Below are 21,420 nucleotides of genomic sequence, written 5' to 3'. Positions count from 1 at the left end.
ACCAGCGCCATCACGAGGCCGCGGACGTCCGAATTCTCGGTTTCTTCCAGCATTTCCAAGGCATAACCACGACCGGGTCAGCTCTTTCACCATCCGAGTTCGTGCAGTCGTACGTCGTCGATACCGAAATGGTGGCCAACCTCGTGGACATCGGTCCGGCGTACCAACCGGTCGATTCCGAGACGGTTCAGGCCCCCACGCACCGACGGGGATGCATTTAGGCAAGATTGGCGGGTGAACCTTGCTACCGCTACCGACTGGATGAATGACTGGGACCCCCTCATCATCCTCGTATCGACAGTCGCACTGACTGCTATCACGGGTTATTACGCGTACCTAACGCGGTCGCTGGCAAGCAGCGCACGAACTGCTGCCGAGCAGTCCCGCATCGCAGCCGAGGCGAGTCTCTCGTCGGTCGCCGTGGCGGAAGCATCGGTCGATGTCCAGTTCGATGTGGAGCCGGGCATGCGCGCCACGCTCGGCCAAGTGCGGCAACTGTTAAGTCGACTGGAGTTGGAGGGGTTGCGGCCGGACGACGCAGTGGATGACTCGCTCGCGAAAGTCACCTCGTGGCAGAACTTGCTCCTTACATGCCGGGGCGCCACAGTCACTGTGCACGGCCTCAAGCTGACGTACGTCTTTGTGCAGAACCCGGATCCCACCGATTCACACGTCGTATCTGGTATCGGCACGTATTACGACGAGATGGGCTTGACACCAACTGAAACTGAGACCTTGCCGCGCCTCTGCCATGCAGGCGAGACCGTGCAGTTCGAGGTGAAAGACCGGACCGCTGGCGAGCAGCTAGTCGAGATTCGGGTCGCCATCTCTTACTCCTTCGGGAACGGACCAGTACGCGCACGAGAGGCCAACTGGACGCGGCCGCCCGTCACGCATACGCATGAGGCCGACTCACCTGTCAGCACCAAAACCGATTCGATCGAACGATAAAGACCAGCGGCGTCCTTCAGGAGACTGTCTCAGCAACGGTCGATTGTTGGACGGCTCGGCGGACTTGCGTGGGCGTCCATGCGCAAGAGTCATGCAGTCGGCTCTATTCGTGACTGTGGCCGTCGTGGTCCTCGCCGCGGGTATCGGTGGCCGCCCCGCTCACTGTCCGGCTACAGATCTGTACCCCATACCTCTTGCCGTCGCAGATGGTTGTCCTGGCGTGACTCGCCAGGTTTGCGGCGGTAGCGGGGTCTTCGCCAAGTCTGGTGAGGATCTCGACGGCGAATCGCTCTGCCGCGGCACGTGAGGGGTGCAGGCTTGCGCCAAACCGTTCGCCGGTCCGTTTGTCCTGGAACTCCACGGCGTGCATCACGGTTCGGGTGTCTTCGCGGAGAGCCTGCGTTGCAGCAAAGGCCGATCTGAGTGCGGATTCGATCGAATCGAGGCGGACCAGGGCCGGGATTCGGTGACGTTCCAGTTCGACCTCGAGTGGCGTGGTGGAGAGGAGGAAGTGCCCAACGCCGTAGCGGTGTTCAGCCATCCCGACCCTGACGAGCTCTGAGTAGGCCCGGGTGCCCGTCGCGTCGCCGACCGCGCCGAACTTCATGTTGAGGGCGTCGAGGGTTGGGAGTTGATCTCCGGTTCGATACCGGCCGGAGCGGATCTCGTCGAGCAGGTACTTGCGCATCGCGGCGTACTTCGGCAGCATCGACATCTCCGCACCGTACCCAGTCCTTGTTCTCCGACTCCGTTCCGAGGAGCTGGTGTGCCGGATTCGGCGCTGGCGCCGATCACCCGACGTATCGCCCGGAACCGAAATGCGACAGCAGTTCTCGATGGTCAGGCACTGGCCGGGCCGCCAACGGCGCACGCACCGTGCGCCGCCATGGTCGAAGTCCTCTCACTACGCGGACCGCCCCCAACAACGTCTACCGGGCTGTCGCCTACTTCTGCAGAACGACTGCAATGCTGCGGTCTGATGCGTCCCTGATTGACAGTAAGTCGGGCCGGTCGCGAAAGATGACGCGTAGTAGGTCGATAGAGATCTGGATTGCGTCCTTGGCGTACTGAGCGGTGAGGTTGTTTTTGATCTTGTCGCTCCCGTGGACGATCTGACTTCGCTGGGCGTAGATCTTCTTGTACTTCTTTTGAAGCTCAATTCGCTCATCCGGAGATGCACCGAGCAGCCAGGCGATCGCGGTGGTGACTCGTAGCGTGGTTTCTTGCGCTGCACCGAATAAGTTCTCCCAGACGATAATTGCGTCGACAAGGGAGTCCTCGTCTTGCTGTCGCTCCGCGACGGCGCGGAGCAGACGGCGGACGGCAACTCCAACTTCTTGGGTTCGCGTGTCCGCGATGCGTGCTGCCCATACTCCCCACTCATCAATCTGCTGGTGATCAAGTTGGGTTGGGAGCAGACCCGCACCGAGCCGAGGGTCTTGCCAACCCATATTGTCCGGATGGAACAACGGGTCTACGAGGGTGTTCCAGGTGGCTACCACGGTGGTGTTCTGCGCTTGACCTGTCAGCAGCAGGGCGAGGCGAATGTTGTCCATCGTCTCTTCGATGGATGTCCAGTCCGAGAAGGGATTCGCTGTCCGGTTCACCTCATCAGGTGTCTTAGCGCCCTGGACTCGATATGGGAGGTCAACCTCGACGACGATATCGCCGCTGTACCGAATCTGAACGTTGTTGCCATCAGCGTCGGTGTAATGAAGATTGTCGTTCTCGCCACCAAACGGTGTCCGCCGCGAGAATCGCATGTCCCGGTCGTCGACCGGCCGGATCCGGCCCCATTTCCAGTCGACAGTGTTCATACCTTCCGGAGGCAGAACTCCCGCAAGGCCAACCCGCACTGGCACCGTCGCATGTTCTCCGCGAATCGCGGACCGCAGGGTCCGCAGAAGTTCGCGCGCCGCACTTAGAAAGTCGTCTGGGACGGGGGCAGAGCTGCGAAAGTGTGCAAGCTTCCAGGCGGAACTGAGGATACGGTCTGCAAACCCGCACGTTTGCATCGTGCCGCCTGCCCCGGCGCTGCTGTAGGCGTACCCGATGTGATCGCCATGCCGCTCCTCCTCGGAGAACAACTGCCGTAGATCTGGGTCGTTGTAGAGCTCAGCCTCGAACCGGTGCCGAACAGGGCTTGTCCAATTGACCAGAAGCCCGTGGTGCCGGCCAGGGCGCGCATCGACTATCAGGAGCAGCGGATACACGTGCCAGGCGAGCTCGACAAGTGTCCGTTCCAGGTCGTCGTCGCCGTCAAAACTCTGTCTAGGTGCGCCGGCGCTCAGCCTTATCATGTCGGCACAGGTCGTTTCGGCACCTTCGACGTACATCGACAGAATCTTGAACCGGGCGAGATCGGGGGCGATGTCCTCATTGGTGACGCCGGGCGGGAGTGCGTTTTCCAACTCCTGCAAGGAAGCCAGGGCGGTCTCAGCCTCCGCCGACAAAGGTACCTCTAACTCGGCGAACCGCGCTTCGACAGTAGACACCGAAGCATTCAGCAGGTGACACAGCGCTGCAGTTCCATACGCGAGGACCAGGGCTTGCCTTGAGGATTCGACCACGTGTGCATTGTGCATCGTGCATCGTGTACTGCCGCGGTGTCACCCCCGGGTATAGCAAAAGCGTTCAAGAGTCATGCCTATCACTGCGGCCTTGCGAGGCAGTCCCCGCCGGGCGGCGTCGGCCACCACGGCAGCGTCGATGGCTCAGGTGTTGCGTGAGGACGATACGGCCCAGGCACGACGGGCAGTCGAGCACGCTGCCCGCGAGTTCGCGGCGCACGGGTTCAACGGTTGACCAGTGCACACCGCTGAGGTCACTGACACGGCGGTGGAGTGGCTTTCGTCGACGTCACACCGCGGAACTGTCGCAGGAGCTGCTCACCGTTATGAGTTGGCGCCCGGGCCGTTCTGTCCCAGAGTGATATTCCTGCTTCGTGTTCGAGTCGAGCGAGTTGAGTGGACAGGACTGACGCGTACACGTCCATCTCCACTGCCGCCGCTTGGAGCGAACCGCATCGGGCTATGGTTTCGAAGCGTTCGAGCCGTGACCACGCTCCTCGGCCGGTGAGAACATTGCGCAGTGGTGGATCGTGGCGATCCGCGTCCATTCTGACTCGGATGGTCTCGGTGTCGCTGTCGCCGCCCCGACTCCTGTTGGGTATTCCATATGCGGCGGTGAGTCTTTCGATGGTGGACTGGCTGACTCTGGCCTCGTCGGCAATCTGGCCGTGGGTGCGTTGGTCCACGACGTAGCGTTGATTCAGCCAATCTCGGTCGACGTGGAATTGGGCCTGACCTCCGGGCTCGAGCATGGGCATGTCGAGTTCGCGGAGGCGGCGGGCAATCAGCTTGCGGTCGATTCCCGTCATGGCGGCCAGGTGCCGTGTCGACCGGATCCCCTGTTGCGCCCAGGTGTCGAGTGCGGCCCGATTGAGTGGGAGTCGGATCTCGCGGTATCGCCGTGACGATCCCGGGACGGTCCGCGGTTTGGGCTCCCGGTATGGACGCGGATGATCGGCGAGCAGGCAGCGTATGCCTTCGCGATTCGTGCCGAACAATTCTGCGACGGCGCTGCAGGACAGATCCGTCTCGGTGACGGCGGCGTGGACAGAGGCAACGTCAGGGGAGTCGGGATGCGGCCCGGGCAGCTCGAGGCCGTCGAGGATGGTGGTCGGCGGCTGCCATGTGACGGGCTCGCCCGAGATGCCGAGATCGGTGAGGTAGCCGCGGCTGTAGTCGCGGAGGGCGCCGGCGAGCTTTTCGTCCATCCGGAAGGCGAAACTCTCGTAGTGCATGCGTAGTGCGTTGGACGGAAGGTGGAATAGCGGCGGCGCTTGGTGCAGTGAGGTGCCGGTCAGCGTGGTGTAGAGGTAACAGCGGGCGGCTCGGAGCTTGGCTCCTCCAACGCCACGTTCGAGGTCATTGTCGCGGCACAGTGCCAGCCAGGTTCGCTCCGGCAGCAGATTCGGACCAACGGTCTGGCGGCGGCGATGGTAGTCAATGACCGGGTCCATCTCGTCGAGATAGTCAGCTATCCGGCAGATTGCCTCGAACCCGACTGTTCCGGTGTGTCGCCGCAGCAGACGGAGTGTGTAGCTCGTGCGGCCCGGGTAGGGGGAGGACAGGCGTGATGCGAGAGTTGCGAGGTCACGCTCTGTGTTTCCCGGCAGCAGCAACGCGACGCTCAGGGCGATACGGAAAACTTCCGGTGTAATGCCGGGGTCGAGCATCAGCGAGATTCTGCGCCAGCACAGTTCGGGAATCTTGCGATTTCGCTGGTCGACTGTCGGGGACCGCGCCGGAGCGCGGGGCGAAGACGAGAAGGCGCGGAGACGCAGCGCGTCGACATGAGCGATGGAGTCGGCATAGATGTCGATGACGGCGGAACGCATCTTCTCGGTAGCGAAGTGCCAATCGGGGATGTAGCCGAGTGGGTTCGTCGCGTATCGGGTCTCGAGGTCAGCATTAACGAGGGCGCGAAGCGCAGGCGCCAGCTGTTTCTCTCTGGTGGTGGAAGTGATGATGTCGACTGCGGCCGTCAGGGCCGCGGCGGCGAGCGTGGCGTTCTCTTCCGGAAAGAGACCACGCAAGTGTTTGATCCTGTTGCTCTCGCGCGCGTCATTCAGAGCGGTCGTGAAGCGGGCGCCGCATTGCCGAACCGACTCCGGCCGACCTTGGGTGAGGATCCGACCGCTGACGGTGGCAAGGTCGGTCAACACTGCACGGACTGTGTCGTCGGGCTCGTCGCCGGCGATCAGGGCGTCGAGCCACTGTTGGGCAGCGAGCACGCGGCTGCCGGCGCGAAGTGTCGGGGTCTTCGCGCGGGACAGGTCGGCGCGGCATCGCTCCTTGCGTGGTTGCCCCTGGATCCGCGCGGTGCAGCATCTGGGTGCGACGGAGTGCCCGATACCGCGATAGCCGCAGGGAACCGCGCCGCAGGACGGACAGTGGTCAACCAGTAGGCACCGGTGTATCAGGCACACGAAAGACCAAGACAGCCGCCACGACAGTTGCCATCTTCCGCCCGCCTCCTTCAAGCATCGTGGACAGTATCGGGTGCCGGTCACTCGCGGCATGAGTTCGAACCGAGAGATGTGCCGCTCACCTTCAGCGAGCATGATCGCGCGGCGGTCGTACCGCGCGAGGGTCATCGCGTGCAAGACATGCTGATCGATGCCGGATGCCCAACTTACGTCGACAGCCTCGCTGGGAAGCAGACGGACCGTGTAATCGCGGTAGGCATGTCCGGGGATCCCGAGCGCGATCAGAAGGTCACGCGGTTGCACCTGTAGTCGGTCCGCATATGCCCAGAGCCAGCTGTCGAGTGATTCCCCGGCTAGTGGTGAAAGGCAGATGGGCATCGTCCGGAGCATCACGTGGCTCCGGCGATTAGCCCTGCCGGCTTAGTGATTTCGTCCTGGCAGGAGTGACGGATCGGTTGCGGGTGGTGAGGAGCCCCTGCTCCATGGCCGATTGCAGGGCAACGCGTGCTTGCTCTGCGGCTTCGTCGATCCGCACCTCGTTGAGCAGCTTCTTGGTCAGCTGTTCCGCTTCGCTGCTGATCGCGTGGTAGCAGCCTCGGGTGATCAACGACATCAGCGATCCGATGTGTCCGGTGCTTCTGGCGAAGAGGTAGTCGGACAGGTCGTCCGCGATCATTCCGGGATGGCTGCGTGCCAGGACAATGTTCTCCTCGATGCCGAGCAGCAACTGTATCCAGGCGATATGTCCGCGCCTGGTCGAGATGTCGAAGGGTGCGACGGTCAGCCGGGTCCACCGTCGTGCAGTTTGCGCACGCGCTGCAGTGGACGCCGACAACCCTTCGCTCATGAGTCCTCTGGCTTTGAGGTCGACACCGACGAAGAGGAAGGTGACAGGCAGTTCGTTTGCGAGCCACTTGAAGTGGTTGACGACAGCGAGACCGTCCTTGCTTCGTGCGTTGAGGAAGTGGACGTCGTCGATGATGACCAATTGCGTATCGCAGCTCAGGACACAGTCGAGTGCTCGTCTGCCGAAGGTTGCGGCTGAACCGGTGGTGGCGGGGTGGCCGTAGAAGTCACAGATCATCATGCTGAGGGTGCGCATCGTCGTGTTCGACGTCAGACCGATGTGGCAGACAGGGATTCGCTCGTCCCCTTCTTCGGTGGTCGGCCCGTTCCGGGCGAGGAGCGCTCGGTGGTATTTGAACCCGAACGAGTCAGCGATTGTTGTCTTACCCAGTCCGGGATAGGCGTCTAGCGCGATTGCTCCCTTGGCGTGTCCGGTGTCCTGTCGATTGCTGTCGACGATCTCCCACATCGACTCGTGCGACGAGTGGAGCTGAGGTGTGTCGAGCGGACCGATGTTGGCGTGCCAGTCCTTACGCTCCTCGTTGTACTGTTCTCGAGCGTCGTCACCGAGGGCTTTGAGTTCTTGCCAGGACAGCTTGGCTGGTCGAGTTCTCGGTGGTGCTTCGGCGTAGCGGAACCATCCCTCCTTTCGACAGAGCGGGCTACGGCTACGGGATCCCTGGAGGGTGCTCATGGCGCCACGATCTTGGTTGCGTTCTTGTAGTAGGCATCTGGGTCATCGCACAAGTCATCGCACAGGTCGTCGGGGTCGAGTGGTTCGTCACGGTCGGTCTCGTGGTCATCATCGGATGTCAGTCCGCCCATATGCTCGAAAACAGGCTTCACGGGGTTGTCGTATGCGGCACGCTCGTCCAGTGCTAGCCGGAGAAGACTGGTCGACGAGTCGTCCAGCATTTGCACGGCGATCTTGCGTTCACGTCGGTTCAAGGTGGTGTCCCTGCTCCAGCGGTCGAGAAGTTGAGCGAGGGCCAACCGGTCGTCGGGGAATCGATCAGGGTCGCGTTGTGTGGCCAGTCTTCTGGCGTAGGTGAGGGCGTCGAGGCTGAAGGGCCATTTGAGTTCGCCTGCGTGTATCCACTCGATCTGATGCCAGGCGCCGTCATCGGGGTGTTGGAAGTAGATCCGGCTGATGTCGGCCGGGTCGTACCGGATCGGGTACTTGCCCTCGTGTGCTGTGTGGGGACTGGCGCACCCGATGAACTCGTACAGGACATCATCGTTGTACTTGAGCCCGTGAAACTCGATGCCGTAATGGTTGATTCGACGCCACGCGACGGGCAGGAAGTCATACACAGTGTCCCTGTTCGTCGGAATTCTGCGGTAACCGGTTGTGGCGATCCCGACGTCGTACATCGCGCTCGGCGACAGCGTGAGGCGCGGATCGGCGGGCAGGACGAGGCCGCCGTGGGGTCTCTTGTGGTAAACCTCGCGGATCCAGCGGCGAATGATCGCCTCCAACTCGTCGACGAAGTAGAAGGCGCCGGCCTCGGCGTCCTTGCCACGTGAATACAGATCCGGCCCCATGTAGCCGTCAAGGTATTCGAGGAGTCCTACGCGAAGAGTGCCGAACCAGCGCTCAAGTGGCCCTTTGTCAGAGCCCTTGTACGTACGCACGGGCTGGATCGAGATTCCGAAGTGATCGAGCACCGTCCGTATGTGCATGGACATAAACACCTTGCCGTGGTCGACGACCACGCACTCGATCGGTATCGCCGCACGCCCGGATACGTCCTCGCCGGCATTGCTGGCCACCAGCAGGGTTTCAGGAATTCCGATGAACGGCAACTGCTTCGGATCGCCGACCGGGCGCGGGCAGACCACCTCGAAGAGAACCGAAGCGACATCGTCACTCTTGGTGGATATCGGTGACAGACGAAACCCACAGATGATCCGCCCGTAGACGTCCATAGCCGCGGTGAGCTCGGTGTTGACCCATCGACGAGTCAACCGATCCATCGCGTAGACGTCCAGGCAATTGGTGTCGAGGATGACGTACTCGCCCAACCTGGTAGCGCGCAGGGACCCGTACATGCCCTTAGGACGGTCGGCGATCTCCCGTCGACCCTTTGCGCTGCCGTGGAACATGTTCGTCCCGCTTGTGATCTCGTCCAATGCCTCATATGCCCGAGTCCTCCCGGGAACGTTGACTACCCCTTCCGCGTACTCCGCCCGAAGTCTGGACTCCACCTCAAACAGCACGTACTTCTTCGTGTGGGTGGCCGCGAACGTCAACTCCTCGCACACCCGCCGGCACGTGTCGACCCACCGCTGGTCGAGCCCGGCAAGTGCCGGGCGTAAAACCGTGTGGCGGCGGTCGATCAATGCGGCAGGCCCAGCAAGCTGGTACGCATCGACCCAGCGGCGAACCGTCCGAACAGACACACCGATCTCTGCCGCCTTCGCTTGGTATCGCGTGGCCAGTGCGACCCCGGGCAGAAAGCTCGGCCGCGGTTCGCCAGGCCGCGGATCCTCACCGAATCCCGACCGATATCCCGTCAGCACCTCACGTACTACACCTACCCTGTCGACCCACTGCTTCTGCTGGTCCCTCGTGAGGTCGTCGATCAGGACCGCGCAATTGTCGCCGGCGACAGGCTGTTCGTCGGCGAAGATTGTGTGGGGGTCGTCGATCAGTTCGTCGATCGAGACAACCGATGCCGCGCCGCCCGCTCGGACCAGAACTCGGTCCGCGTGCAGTTCCGCAACAGTCCAGACCTGCCCATCACGTCGGATCAAGCTGCCGACGTGGAGAGGCGTTGTACTTACGGACATTACGGTCCTTGCAGCAGGGTAGCCGCGGACAAGGGTTCGTCCAGTGCTGATCGAAGGACATGCCACCACAAAAGATGGAACACCGCCGGACGCACTTCGAGCCTGTCGCAGTCGCTTCCAACCACGGTCGCAACGTCACCGATGACATGACCGGGAGCGCGCTCTGCGACAAGTCGTAGGAGATCTTTTGCGATGGTGAGCCCGCCTGAACCCCGCGAGAAAGCGTACGTTCGCCAACAGCACCTGGTCACCGCCCGACCAAACCTCGTGACGCCAGCCGTGGGCCGCCAGGACAGTAGCCACCCATTCGAACGTCGAACGCACCGCGTCGTCTGCCAACGCAACAGGTGTCTTGACGTTGACAACCGTCACCGTTCGGTCCGCATGCACCAGTAGGAAATCAGGAATCTGCCGGTGCAGTACCGTGCCGTCCACCGTCTCGGCTACTTGGAATGGTTGCGCGACAATTACTTCCACCGAAGAGTCGAAATCCGCCAACAGAAGCCGAGACAACTCGAGACGAGAGTCATACTGCACGTGAGCACGCATCGTCGCTGACCAATACCAGCCGGGAAAGCACTTCTGACCCGAATACCACGCCAACGAACGAACCGGCCGTATCCCACTGAACTGGTCGACTCCGACGGCCTCCAAGGGCATGGTCGTCAACATGCCCGACTCGCTCCTGACTCGGATCGTCAGCTCATCCGCACACGTACCCATAGCAATACCTCAACACGGCTAATCATCCCACCCAGCCTCAGCAGCTACACACAGCTAACGATGCATGCAACTGAACTGAAATACCCTGCCAATCAAGGTAATACAGAGCAAACTGTGCCCTGAATATCGCCCGACTGTCGCTTTCACACATACAATTGCCCAGTCAGTCGTGATTCAAGAAACCGCGCCTAAGGCCACATTCGAACCGCAACGTGTCGTCCTGGATCCCGCACACCCCCATCCGCCGACGGAACTGTCTCGGAGTGATAACGCGCAGCCCTGCCTCCTACCACCGAGAAGAGGTGCTCGTCGTGCCTCCCTGACCCGTCGCGAACAGCCGCAACTGGGTTGATCCGGCACCTCGCCAAACCGACAGCGATCCTCGACCTCGAGGCGACCGCACGACCTAATGGCCAGACGGTGGATCGGACACGCCGTCCACGCGTTCACGTAGTTTGCCTCACTGGAGGCCAGCGATTGTTCGGACAGTTGCTACGCCGTCGTGCGACGCCAGAATCTCGACTCGCTCGGCGTCTGAGAGCGCCCGGACTCAAGAAGCGCGGCACAAGATGGGGAAGGACTGATTCTCCATCTCACGCTCAACGAGAAGTCGGTCATGTCCCGGAAACCTGGGTAGCCGACGAGTTGGCGCCGACAGGACGTCGGCGTCCCTAATCCTCGGCGGCCGATTCTGATTGCGCCGACCGTTCTTTCGTGCCACGGGACCACCGTCGTGGGTTCGGCGGGTTCGTGTCAACATGCATCGCCGGCATCGGACACGGATATTAGTAGCTCGTCCAATACACGCCATGCCCCACCAATTCGTTGCAACAGACGAAACCGTGCCGTCACGATGCACGCTCGTCAGATCCCACCCTGGATCGAGACACACGGACAGCCGGCTCAAGCCGCCTTCTCACCTTGCACCGCTTACAGGAGAATTTCCTGCACATTGACGACACTGAGTGCCACGAAACGGTGCCCGCTGACGGCATGCAGCCAGTTTGGACAAATAGCCTGGATTCATGACAAGCGTGAGACATATAGGTCCGGAAAAGGCCAACTAGATCCGGAACCTACAGCGGCAAAGGGCTAGCCCCGCGCCATGTCCACGAACCGCGACAGGTGCAGCTGGTGCGCGACCGTGATCGTTGCCGTGGGACCACCACGGTGCTTGCCCAGGATGATGTCGGCCTCTCCGCCGCGCGGGTCGTCCCGCTCGAAGGCGTCGGGCCGGTGCAGCAGCATGACCATGTCGGCGTCCTGCTCGAGCGAGCCGGACTCGCGGAGGTCGGACACCATGGGGCGCTTGTCGGTTCGCTGCTCGGGACCACGGTTGAGCTGACAGATCGCGACCACCGGGACCTCGAGCTCCTTGGCCAGCAGCTTGAGGCTTCGGGAGAACTCGGAGACCTCCTGCTGACGCGATTCGACCTTCTTGCCTGACGACATCAGCTGCAGGTAGTCGAGCACGATCAGCTTGATGTCGTGCTTCTGCTTGAGCCGGCGCGCCTTGGCGCGGATCTCCATCATGGTCAGGTTGGGGGAGTCGTCGATGAACAGCGGCGCCTCGCTGATCTCGCTCATCCGCCGCGCCAGCTTGGTCCAGTCCTCGTCGTTCATCTTGCCGGACTTCATGTCGGCGAGCTTGATCTTCGCCTCCGCCGACAGCAGACGCATGACGATCTCGGTCTTTCCCATCTCGAGGGAGAAGATGACGCTGGCCATGCCGTGCTTGATCGAGCAGGACCGCAGGAAGTCCATTCCGATGGTCGACTTACCGACACCGGGGCGGGCCGCGACGATGATCATCTGCCCGGGGTGCAGGCCATTGGTGACCTCGTCGAGCTCTGTGAACCCGGTGGGCACGCCGAGCGAGAGACCACCGCGGCTGGCGATGGAGTCGATCTCGTCCATCGTCGGCTGCAGCAGCTCCTCGAGCGCAACGAAGTCGTCGTTGGTGCGGCGCTCGGTGACGTCGTAGACCTCGGCCTGGGCGCGGTCCACCACCTCGGCCACGTCCTGACCCTCGGACCCGGCGTAGCCGTACTGCACGATCCGGGTGCCGGCCTCGACCAGACGGCGCAGGATCGACTTCTCCGCGACGATCTCGGCGTAGTAGCCGGCGTTCGCGGCGGTGGGCACCGTCTGGGTGAGCGTCACCAGATACGGCGCGCCGCCCACCCGGCGCAGGTCGCCACGACGCTCCAGCTCGGCCGACACGGTCACGGGGTCGGCGGGCTCGCCGCGGGCGTACAGGTCCAGGATCGCGTCATAGACGTTCTGGTGGGCGGGCCGGTAGAAGTCGCCGGGCCGCAGCCGCTCGAGCACGTCCGCGATCGCGTCCTTGCTCAGCAGCATGCCGCCGAGCACGGACTGCTCGGCCGCCATGTCCTGTGGCGGCTGGCGCCCGAAATCCTCACGGGGCGGCTCAGCCGGCTCCGAGTAGTCCGAGTGACCCCGATCATCGACAACCGCCACGCGATAACCGTCCTCTCCCGCAAACCTCGACGCCCGGTCGGCCACGCCGTCCGGTGCGTCCACACGCAATACATACGCGCCCGGACCGACAGGTTGATCCCGACCCCCGAAATCGGGGTCCGGCACAGCCGCCGCAGGACGCGCGCGCACGACGTTAGGCATCCGGACCGGCTCGTTCAACACGGGCTGTGTACACAACTGTGGATGAATTGTGGAAACCACAGTTGACCAGTGTTAGCGCCCTGGGGACAACCTGAGGATAACTGTGTGACTACTTCCCATCTGCGCAGGTGATCGTACCTTTTCTTATTCACACACCTGTGGATGAAAATACTTTCGGCGTGTCCCACGGGTTGGGCATCCGGGCGTGTTGCCGAAACGCGCTGACCTCGCAATATGAGTTGCATCACAGTGATCGATCACACGAACTGGACGCTTGTCTTGGGTTCCGGTCACAACGGGCGAAAAGTTATCCACAAACGACTCGGGGCCCCGCAGACCATAGGTCCGCGGGGCCCCGAGGGCGAACGTGGGTCGGACTAGCCGGCGACCACGTTCAGGTGGAACTTGGCAACGACGTCGGGGTGCAGGTTCACAACCACGGCGTGCTTGCCGGTCGCCTTGATGTGCGCCTTCGGCAGCTCGAGGCTGCGCTTGTCGACGACAGGGCCACCGGCGGCCTTGATGGCGCCGGCAACGTCGGCGGCGGTGACCGAGCCGAACAGCTTGCCCGTGTCGCCGGCCGTCTTGACGGTCAGCGAGACGCTCTCGAGGCCCTCGATCGCGGCCTTGATCTCCTTGGCGTGGTCGAGTCCGCGCACGGCGCGGGCTTCCTGCGCACGGCGGATGCCGTCGACCTGCTTCTCGGCGCCACGGGTGGCGACGATCGCGAGACCGCGGGGCAGCAGGTAGTTACGGCCGTAACCGTCCTTGACCTCAACGGTGTCGCCGGGCGCACCGAGGTTGTCCACGTCTGCAGTGAGGATCAGCTTCATGTCTTCCCTTTCCTTAGCGAGCCGTCGAGACGTAAGGAAGCAGAGCGACCTCACGCGAGTTCTTCACGGCAACGGCCACGTCCCGCTGGTGCTGGACGCAGTTGCCGGTGACACGGCGCGCGCGGATCTTGCCGCGGTCGCTGACGTACTTACGCAGCAGCGTCGTGTCCTTGTAGTTGATCTGCGTGTTCTTCTCTTTACAGAAGGAGCAGACCTTCTTCTTCATCACCTTGTCGCGCAACGGCGGCTTCGGCATTGTCTTTCTCCGTACTTTCAATGTTCGTTCGCATCAGATCCCGGCGCTGTCGCCAGAGCGGAGATCAGAACGGGGGTTCGTCGTTTCCACCACCGGAGCCACCGAACGAGCCGGACGACTGCGGGGCGCTGCCCCACGGGTCGTCGCCGCCGGAGTTGGCAGCCGGGCGTCCGCCGCCCGAACCGCCCGAGGAACTGAACCCTCCGCCGCCTCCGCCGCCACCGCGGTTGGCCTTGTTGACCTTGGCCGTGGCGTACTTGAGCGAGGGGCCGATCTCGTCGACCTCGAGTTCCATGACAGTGCGCTTCTCGCCCTCGCGAGTCTCGTAGGACCGCTGCTTGAGCCGTCCACTCACGATCACCCGAGAACCGCGAGTCAGGGACTCGGCAACGTTCTCTGCGGCCTCACGCCAGATGTTGCAGCGCATGAAGAGCGCCTCGCCGTCTTTCCATTCATTGGACTGACGGTCGAAGGTGCGGGGCGTCGATGCGACGGTGAAGTTCGCAACCGCGGCCCCCGCGGGGGTGAATCGAAGCTCGGGATCAGCCGTCAAGTTTCCGATGACGGTGATCACGGTGTCGCCTGCCATGTGGGTTCCTCCTGCAGTGTGTGGAATCCTGTTGCGCCGAGCCTAGGGCCAGGCGCAGACAGAAATCACTTGTTGTGGCGCAGAACCTTGGTGCGGAGCACCGACTCGTTCAGGCCGAGCTGACGATCCAGCTCGTTCACGGTGGCAGGGGTCGCGTTGATGTCGATCACCGCGTAGATGCCTTCGCTGTGCTTGGCGATCTCGTAGGCGAGACGGCGCTTACCCCAAACGTCGACCTTGTCGACACTGCCGCCGTCCTGGCGAACAACATTGAGGAACGTATCCAGCGACGGAGCGACGGTGCGCTCGTCCAGGCTGGGGTCAAGGATGACCATCAATTCGTAATGACGCATAAGACCTCATCACCTCCTATGGACTAGTGAAACGGCCACGGACTATCCGTGACAGGAGGGTCGTTGCGTCAGCAACCCATGCAGGTTACACGAGCGGCCCCTGACCTGCGAAATCGCGTCCGTCCGGGCGACGGCTACGAGGGCGGAGGGATCCCTCCCGCGGCCTGGACCACCTAGGCTGACAACCATGCGGACGCGCGCCCAGGCAGGGACACCGGCGGTGGCGGTCACCGTGACGCTGCTGTGCGGGCTCACCCTTGCCCTCGGTTATCTGAACAAGGCCAGGTGCGCGGGCGCCCCATTCGCCGAGAACGGCCGCAGCCTCGTCTTCGACCGGCTCAAGGACAGCAACTTCTGCTACTCCGACATCCAGTTCCTCTGGCTCGGCCGCGACATCGACAACCACGTCTTCCCCTACCTCACGGGCGGCATCACGCCGGACGGATTCCTGACCGGCGGCACCGTCGAGTACCCCGTGCTCAGCGGGTTGCTGATGTGGCTCGGCGGGATCGGTGCACACAACGATGCCGAGTTCCTGCTGAACTCGGCGCTGATCCTGGTGCCGTTCGGGCTCGCCACCGCGTGGATGCTCGGTCGGCTCGCGGGCTGGCCTGCGCTGCTGTGGGCGGCCGCCCCGCCACTGGTCCTCTACGCATTCCACAACTGGGAGCTGCCGGTCGTCGCGGCCGCCACCGCGGCGATCTTCGTGGTCGTGTACTACCAGCGGATCCCGCTGCGCACCAGGGCGATCGGCGCCGCCGTCCTGCTCGCGATCGGCCTGTGCCTGAAGATCTACCCCGGCGCCTTCGTGCTGCCGCTGATGGCCTTCGTGTTCACCGGCGGGGCCGACGGCGCCGAGCTGCCCTCCTCGGTGCGGGGCCGGTTCGATCCGAAGGGTGCGCTGATGGTGGCCGCCGCTGCGGCGGGCACGGTGATCGCGATCAACCTGCCGTTCGCGCTCGCCGGCTATCCCGGCTGGCTCGCCTCGTTCACCTTCCAGTCCGATCGCCAGGCCGACATCACCACCAACTCGATCTGGTACTGGGGGGTGCGGCAGCTGTTCGGCGGCGTCGAGGGCCCGGACAGCGCCTACGCGTCCTTCGTCGGCCTGGCCTCACCGCTGCTCATCGCCGCGTCGTTCGCGCTGGCGCTCTGGCTCGGCTTGCGCCGGTATCGCCGCGAGGGCAGCTACCCCTGGATCGCGGTGAGCGCGGCGATGCTGTGCGGCTTCATGTTGCTGCACAAGGTGCATTCGCCGCAGTACACGCTGTGGCTGATCCCCTTCCTGGTGCTGCTGCGGGTGCCGTGGGCGCTGATCGGGGGCTACCTGCTCGCCGACCTGGCGATGGGGATCGGGGTGTTCCGCTACTTCTACGAGCTCGCGAGCGGATCGGACGCGTCCGTGATGGAGTTCGTCGTGCAGTTCGGCGTCTGGGGGCGCGCGGCGTTGCTGGTGGTGCTGTTCTTCGTCTTCCTCCGTGCACGCCCGCGATGGGACGCCGCGGGCGCCGATGCAGGCCCGCGGCACGGCCTCGGTCATCGGGATCCGGCCCTCACGGCGGCGTCATGACCGGACCCTGGTTCGAGCAGCCCACGCTCACCGGCGAATTCGTCCGCCTCGAGCCGCTGACCCTCGCGCATGCCGAGGACCTGTACCGGGCCGCGGACGACCCGACACTGTTCCACTGGACCTGGCGCCCGATCGAAAGCGTCTCGGACGCAACCGAGTACATTTCCCACGCGCTCGACGACCCGCAGCGGCTGGCGTACGTCCAGATCGACACTGCTACCGGCGTGGTGGTCGGCACCACCTCGTACTACCAGATCGACCCGCTGCACCAGTCGCTCGCGATCGGCTACACCTGGCTCTCCCGCTCCGCCCAGGGCGGCCGGATCAACCCGGAGGCCAAGCTGCTGCTGCTGCGCCGGGCCTTCGAGGATCTCGGTGCGGTGCGAATCGAATGGCACACCGACGAGCTCAACGCACACTCGCGCGGCGCGATCGCCAAGCTCGGCGCCGAGTTCGAGGGGCTGCTCCGCAAACACCGCCGCCGCCAGGACGGAAGTTGGCGCAACACAGCACTTTTCTCGATGATCGACGACGACTGGCCGCTCGCCCGCGCCCAGCTCGAGGCGCGGATCAGCGAATAACCGGCGCCTCCGACCACGCCTGCGTGCCGCGCCGGTCCCGCGGGCGCAGCCAGGACGGCAGCCACCCCGGCGGCCGGTCCGGGGCGCCGTCGAGGACACCACCGACCGGGTCGTCCACCCCGGCTTCGCGCACCAGGTCCAGTTCGGGGCGGCGGATCTGCCGGATCACCAGCACGCACAGCGCGACGACCGCGACATCCCGGAGAATCACCGTCGCGGTGAACCACTGCTCGGGCAGCCCCTTGTTCTGGACGCCCAGGTAGTAGTACATCCGCGGCACCCAGACGAGGGCATCGATCGTCATCCACGCCAACAGGATTCGACGATGCGGCAGCGCGAGCACCGCGAGCGGAACCAGCCACAGCGAGTACTGCGGACTCCACACCTTGTTGGTGAGCAGGAAGGCCGCGATCACCAGGAAGCACAGCTGCGCGACGCGGGGCCTGCGGGCGGCGGTCAGGGCCAGGTACCCGATGCCGACGCAGGCGGTGGCGAACAGCACCAGCGACACCGCGTTCAGATTCGTCGGGGTCTCACCGCCGGCCAGCGGGCCGTCGAAACCGGGCCAGCCGGTGAACGAGGAGATCACGTTGTAGATCGAGTCCGGGTCGGCGCCACGCTCGGAGTTGAGCCGGAAGAACTCCCGCCAGCCGGCCGGGAACAACAGCGCGATGGGCAGATTCACCACCAGCCAGGCCGCGGCCGCGCCCGCAACGACCTGCCGCCACGGCCGCATCCGGCCGGCCCGCAGGCACAGCACCAGCAGCGGACCGAGCAGCAGCAGCGGGTACATCTTGGCGGCACCACCGAGCCCGAGCAGCACGCCTGCCAGCACCGGACGCCTGCGCGCCCAGCCGAGTAGGCCGCCCGCCGCGAACGCCGTCGCCAGCGGGTCGAAGTTGGTGAACGCGTGCACCACCACGAGCGGGGACACCGCGACCAGCGCCGCGTCCCAGACCCGCCTGCCTGCCAGTAGCACCGTCGCCCAGACCGTGACCAGCCACGCCAGCGACAATCCCAGCGCGACCACGTTGAAGTAGAGGACCACCTGCAGCGCCCCTGGCAACCAGGAGACCGCGTCCCAGGCCTTGGCGACCTTCATCGAGCCGTATTGGTAGAGCCCCGCGAGCACCGGGTACTCCATGTACCGCACCTGCGTGGACCCGTCGCCGGCCTTCTCCTCCCACGACTTCTTGTACGGGAAGGCGCCCTCGTCCAGCCGTTCCGCGCCGTACAGCGGCACCGTGTCCGAGTAGCACAGCGCGGTGTACTGGCGGCTGCCGCTCCAGTCCAGGCCGAGCGCACCGGCGGGCCCGTTCGGAGCCTGCTGGAGACACGCCGCCTTGGTGGACCAGCCGAGGGCGAGGAAGACGACCGCCAGCAGCAGGATCACCCGCAGCGGGGTGAGGAAGCGGGTCCGGCCGACGAGCGCGTGCCGCCCGACCGGTCCGCCGATGACGCCGCTGAGCTCGGCCACCATCGGATCGGTGCGCCCGGGCAGGTCCCGGTCCACGACTGACCGGCAGTCGTCCGCCAACGGGCCCGGCGAGGCGATGACCGCGCCGCCCGCAGGCTCCTGTGGTGGAGCATGCGGAACGACCGTCACGGTGCTGTCGTCAGGTTGCTCGGCCACCGCAGTGACGTTACCGATCGGCTATCGGTTCGGCCGGATCGGCGCTCCCTGCGGGCTGCCTCCCTGCGCGTTGGCTCCCGGGCTCAGACCGTCCTCGGCCTCGACCTCGTCCTGCGTCGGCTGGCCCGGCGACGGACCCGGATCGACCGTCGCGGGCGGTGTGGTCGGCCTCGGCGCCAGACCCGGCAGCGGGATCGTCACGCCGGGCAGGACCTCCACCTGGCGCGGGGTGATGATGACCGGAGGCAGCGTCAGCCCCGGTGCCGGCGTCGGGCTCGGCGTGACGGCCGTGGTCTTCGGCGGCACGTACGGCGCGGTGTACGCGGGCACGCCTGCCTGACCGGCGATCGCCTCGGGCTTCGGGAAGGTCTCGACGTCGGTGCCCTTCAGCGCGCCGTCCATCGTGGCCTTCCAGATGTCGGACGGTAGCCCCGAGCCGTACATCAGTCCGCCGTAGCTGTTCTGCAGCGGCAGGCCCTGCTCGGTGCCCACCCACACGGCGGTGGCCAGCGACGGGGTGTAGCCGACCATCCAGGCGTCCTTGTTCTGGCCGGTGTCGCCGAGCTGCGCGGTGCCGGTCTTCGCGGCGGACGGACGCCCGCCTGCCAGGCCGTGGTTGCGGGAGTAACCCGCGATCGGCTGCATGGCGGACGTCACGTTGTCGGCGACCGCCGGCTTGAGCCGGGCCTCGCCTGCCGGCGCGGGCCCGCGATCGAGCAGCACCGTGCCGTCGCCGGTGACGACCTTCTGCACGAAGTGCGGCGCGCGGTAGACGCCGGAGGCGGCCAGGGTCGCATACGCGGATGCCATGTCGATCACACGAGACTGGTACTGGCCCAGCACGATTCCGTACTCGGAGGACCCGTTCGGCTCCTGCAGGGTGATGCCCTTGACGTCGGGGATCTCCTCGGGGATACCGGCCTTGTGCGCGATGTCCGCGATCTTCTCCGGGCCGTTCTCGATGGACATCATCTGCCGGTAGAAGCTGGTGTTCAGCGACCGCTTGAGCGCCTCGGCGATGGTGCAGGTGCCGCAGGACTCGCCCTCGACGTTGGTGATGGTGATGCCGCCGATCGTCAGCGGCCCGCTGTCGTACATCTTCGACAGCGGGATGCCCTGATCGAGGGCCGCCGCGAGCCCGAACACCTTGAACGACGAACCGGTCTGCAGCCCGGACTGGGCGAAGTCGAAGCCGGCGCCGTCGGCGCCGCCGTAGTAGGCCTTCACCCCGCCGGTCTTCGGGTCGACCGAGACGACCGCGGTGCGCAGCTCGGGCTTCTCGCCCTCCATGTTGTTGTTGACCGCGTCGACCGCCGCCTGCTGGGCCTGCTGGTCGATGGTCGTGGTGATCTGCAGTCCCTCGGTGTTGAGGACCTGCTCGTTGATGCCGTTCGCGGCGAGTTCCTTGATCACCTGGCTACGGATCAGGCCGTCAGGACCCTTCGCCGAGACGCCGTTGTCGACCTCGGACTGCGAGATCGTGTGCGGGTACTTGGCGCCCGCCCGCTCGCCCGCGCTGAGGGTGTTCGCACTGACCATGCCGTCCAGGACGTAGCCCCACCGGCTCTCGGCGCCGGTCGGGTTCGTCTCGGGGTCGAGCAGCGACGGCAGCTGGATGCTCGCCGCGAGCACGGCGCCCTCCTCGACCGTGAGCTCCTCGACCGGCTTGTTGAAGTAGGCCTTCGATGCCGCCGCGATGCCGTACGCGCCGCGGCCGAAGTAGATGGTGTTCAGGTAGGCGACAAGGATGTCGTCCTTGGACCACTGCCGGGCCATCTTCGAGGAGATGACGAGCTCGCGCATCTTGCGGGTGAGAGCGCGCTCGTCACCGACCAGCGCGTTCTTCACGTACTGCTGGGTGATCGTCGAGCCACCGCCCGCGTCTTCCCTGCCGAGGACATTGTCGCGCGCGGCCCGGGCGAAGCCGGAGACGGAGAACCCGGGATTGGTGTAGAAGTCCCGATCCTCGGCCGAGAGCACGGCGTTGCGCACGTGCGGCGGGATCTGGTCGATGGTGACGTCGGTGCGGTTGCCCTCCGGCGGGACGATCGTGCTGATCACGGAGGTGCCGTCACTGTTGTAGATCGTGGCGACCTGGTTCGTCTTGATGTCGCCGGGCTTGGGCACGTCGGCGCCCGTGTAGGCGACCATGAACGTCAGCAGCGGCACCACCAGTCCGAGGGCGACGAGGCTGATCACGGTGCGGCGGATGATCTTCCAGCGCTTCGAGCTGCTCTTCTTCGGCGGCTTCGGCGGCTGACCGCCCGACGAGCCACCCCTGCCCTTCGGCGGCGGGCCCGCCGGGGGACGACCACCGGGTCCGTTACCGCTACCAGACGCGGTGCGGGGCGCGGCGGGCCGCTGTGCCGGGGGGCGCTGAGCCGGAGGCCGCTGCGCCGCGGGGCGGGGCGCCTGGCCACGTGCGGCGTAGTTGACCTGCCCCTGGTTCGGCGGCGGGTACCCGGCGGCCTGGTTGGGGCGCGGCGGCGCGCCCTGCGGATACCCGGGCGCCTGGTTGGGCCGGGCCTGCGGGTATCCGGGTTGAGCGTTGGGCTGTGAGTACCCCGGCGGTCGGCCCCCCGGTGGCGGGCCACTCGGCCGCGGCTGTCCGGCGGGTCGACCACCCTGCATGTTGTCGTAGGGGGAACTCACGTAG

General features: G+C 64.8%; 17 protein-coding genes. 3 read left to right on the top strand and 14 right to left on the bottom strand.

Features of this window, described 5'->3' with window-relative positions:
* Positions 1–86: 86 nt before the first annotated feature.
* Positions 87–284, bottom strand: coding sequence for a metallopeptidase family protein (locus C8K38_RS27510; RefSeq protein ID WP_257017193.1), 198 nt, complete (start codon positions 282–284; stop codon positions 87–89).
* Here C8K38_RS27510 and C8K38_RS04950 point away from each other — a divergent pair.
* On the top strand, positions 235–951 hold the full coding sequence (locus C8K38_RS04950) for a hypothetical protein (RefSeq protein WP_108168798.1): 717 nt from the start codon (positions 235–237) through the stop codon (positions 949–951). The genes C8K38_RS27510 and C8K38_RS04950 overlap by 50 nt on opposite strands.
* 103 nt (positions 952–1,054) lie before the next feature.
* Here C8K38_RS04950 and C8K38_RS04945 read toward each other — a convergent pair whose 3' ends face one another.
* The 11 genes from C8K38_RS04945 to rpsF all read right to left on the bottom strand — a co-directional run bounded on the left by C8K38_RS04945 (position 1,055) and on the right by rpsF (position 14,980).
* Entirely contained in the window at positions 1,055–1,666 is a 612-nt protein-coding gene (locus C8K38_RS04945; protein WP_097210835.1) for a GntR family transcriptional regulator, read from the bottom strand.
* A 229-nt stretch (positions 1,667–1,895) separates the two neighbouring features.
* Complete coding sequence (locus C8K38_RS04940; protein ID WP_143548397.1) at positions 1,896–3,521, bottom strand: HEPN domain-containing protein; 1,626 nt, start codon at positions 3,519–3,521, stop codon at positions 1,896–1,898.
* A 254-nt stretch (positions 3,522–3,775) separates the two neighbouring features.
* Positions 3,776–6,322, bottom strand: coding sequence for a TniQ family protein (locus C8K38_RS04935; RefSeq protein ID WP_179800477.1), 2,547 nt, complete (start codon positions 6,320–6,322; stop codon positions 3,776–3,778).
* A 28-nt stretch (positions 6,323–6,350) separates the two neighbouring features.
* Entirely contained in the window at positions 6,351–7,484 is a 1,134-nt protein-coding gene (locus tag C8K38_RS04930) for an AAA family ATPase (protein WP_097210832.1), read from the bottom strand.
* Positions 7,481–9,583 (bottom strand): Mu transposase C-terminal domain-containing protein, encoded by a 2,103-nt coding sequence (locus C8K38_RS04925; RefSeq protein WP_097210831.1) that lies wholly within the window; start codon positions 9,581–9,583, stop codon positions 7,481–7,483. The genes C8K38_RS04930 and C8K38_RS04925 overlap by 4 nt, the downstream gene beginning before the upstream one ends.
* 135 nt (positions 9,584–9,718) lie before the next feature.
* Entirely contained in the window at positions 9,719–10,243 is a 525-nt protein-coding gene (locus C8K38_RS28030) for a TnsA-like heteromeric transposase endonuclease subunit (protein WP_373560236.1), read from the bottom strand.
* 1,155 nt (positions 10,244–11,398) lie between these two features.
* On the bottom strand, positions 11,399–12,787 hold the full coding sequence (gene dnaB / locus C8K38_RS04915; RefSeq protein ID WP_077043362.1) for a replicative DNA helicase: 1,389 nt from the start codon (positions 12,785–12,787) through the stop codon (positions 11,399–11,401).
* A 539-nt stretch (positions 12,788–13,326) separates the two neighbouring features.
* On the bottom strand, positions 13,327–13,782 hold the full coding sequence (rplI, locus tag C8K38_RS04910) for a 50S ribosomal protein L9 (RefSeq protein WP_097210829.1): 456 nt from the start codon (positions 13,780–13,782) through the stop codon (positions 13,327–13,329).
* A 13-nt stretch (positions 13,783–13,795) separates the two neighbouring features.
* Positions 13,796–14,038: a 30S ribosomal protein S18 gene (gene rpsR / locus C8K38_RS04905; protein ID WP_027502095.1), complete on the bottom strand. Its 243-nt coding sequence runs from the start codon at positions 14,036–14,038 to the stop codon at positions 13,796–13,798.
* 64 nt (positions 14,039–14,102) lie between these two features.
* Entirely contained in the window at positions 14,103–14,627 is a 525-nt protein-coding gene (locus tag C8K38_RS04900) for a single-stranded DNA-binding protein (RefSeq protein WP_097210828.1), read from the bottom strand.
* Between the two features lie 65 nt (positions 14,628–14,692).
* Entirely contained in the window at positions 14,693–14,980 is a 288-nt protein-coding gene (gene rpsF / locus C8K38_RS04895) for a 30S ribosomal protein S6 (RefSeq protein ID WP_027502097.1), read from the bottom strand.
* 187 nt (positions 14,981–15,167) lie between these two features.
* Here rpsF and C8K38_RS04890 point away from each other — a divergent pair, with 187 nt between their 5' ends.
* Together C8K38_RS04890 and C8K38_RS04885 are read left to right on the top strand one after the other, a co-directional pair.
* Complete coding sequence (locus C8K38_RS04890) at positions 15,168–16,550, top strand: glycosyltransferase family 87 protein (protein WP_245221100.1); 1,383 nt, start codon at positions 15,168–15,170, stop codon at positions 16,548–16,550.
* The gene (locus C8K38_RS04885; RefSeq protein WP_097210827.1) at positions 16,547–17,131 is read left to right on the top strand and encodes a GNAT family N-acetyltransferase; all 585 of its coding nucleotides are present in this window, start codon (positions 16,547–16,549) and stop codon (positions 17,129–17,131) included. Before C8K38_RS04890 ends, C8K38_RS04885 begins: the two co-directional genes overlap by 4 nt.
* Here C8K38_RS04885 and C8K38_RS04880 read toward each other — a convergent pair.
* Positions 17,121–18,611, bottom strand: a complete 1,491-nt coding sequence (locus C8K38_RS04880) for a glycosyltransferase family 87 protein (protein WP_257017230.1) — start codon at positions 18,609–18,611, stop codon at positions 17,121–17,123. The genes C8K38_RS04885 and C8K38_RS04880 overlap by 11 nt on opposite strands.
* A 174-nt stretch (positions 18,612–18,785) precedes the next feature.
* A complete protein-coding gene (locus tag C8K38_RS04875; protein ID WP_257017228.1) occupies positions 18,786–21,395 on the bottom strand; it encodes a transglycosylase domain-containing protein in 2,610 nt (869 codons plus the stop codon).
* Positions 21,396–21,420: the final 25 nt, after the last annotated feature.

This window comes from Rhodococcus sp. OK611 (assembly GCF_003050885.1).
In the GTDB taxonomy this organism is placed as follows: Bacteria; Actinomycetota; Actinomycetes; order Mycobacteriales; family Mycobacteriaceae; genus Rhodococcus_G; species Rhodococcus_G oryzae.
Note: the sequence above shows the minus strand (reverse complement) of the source record. Positions and strands in the feature narration are given on the sequence as shown.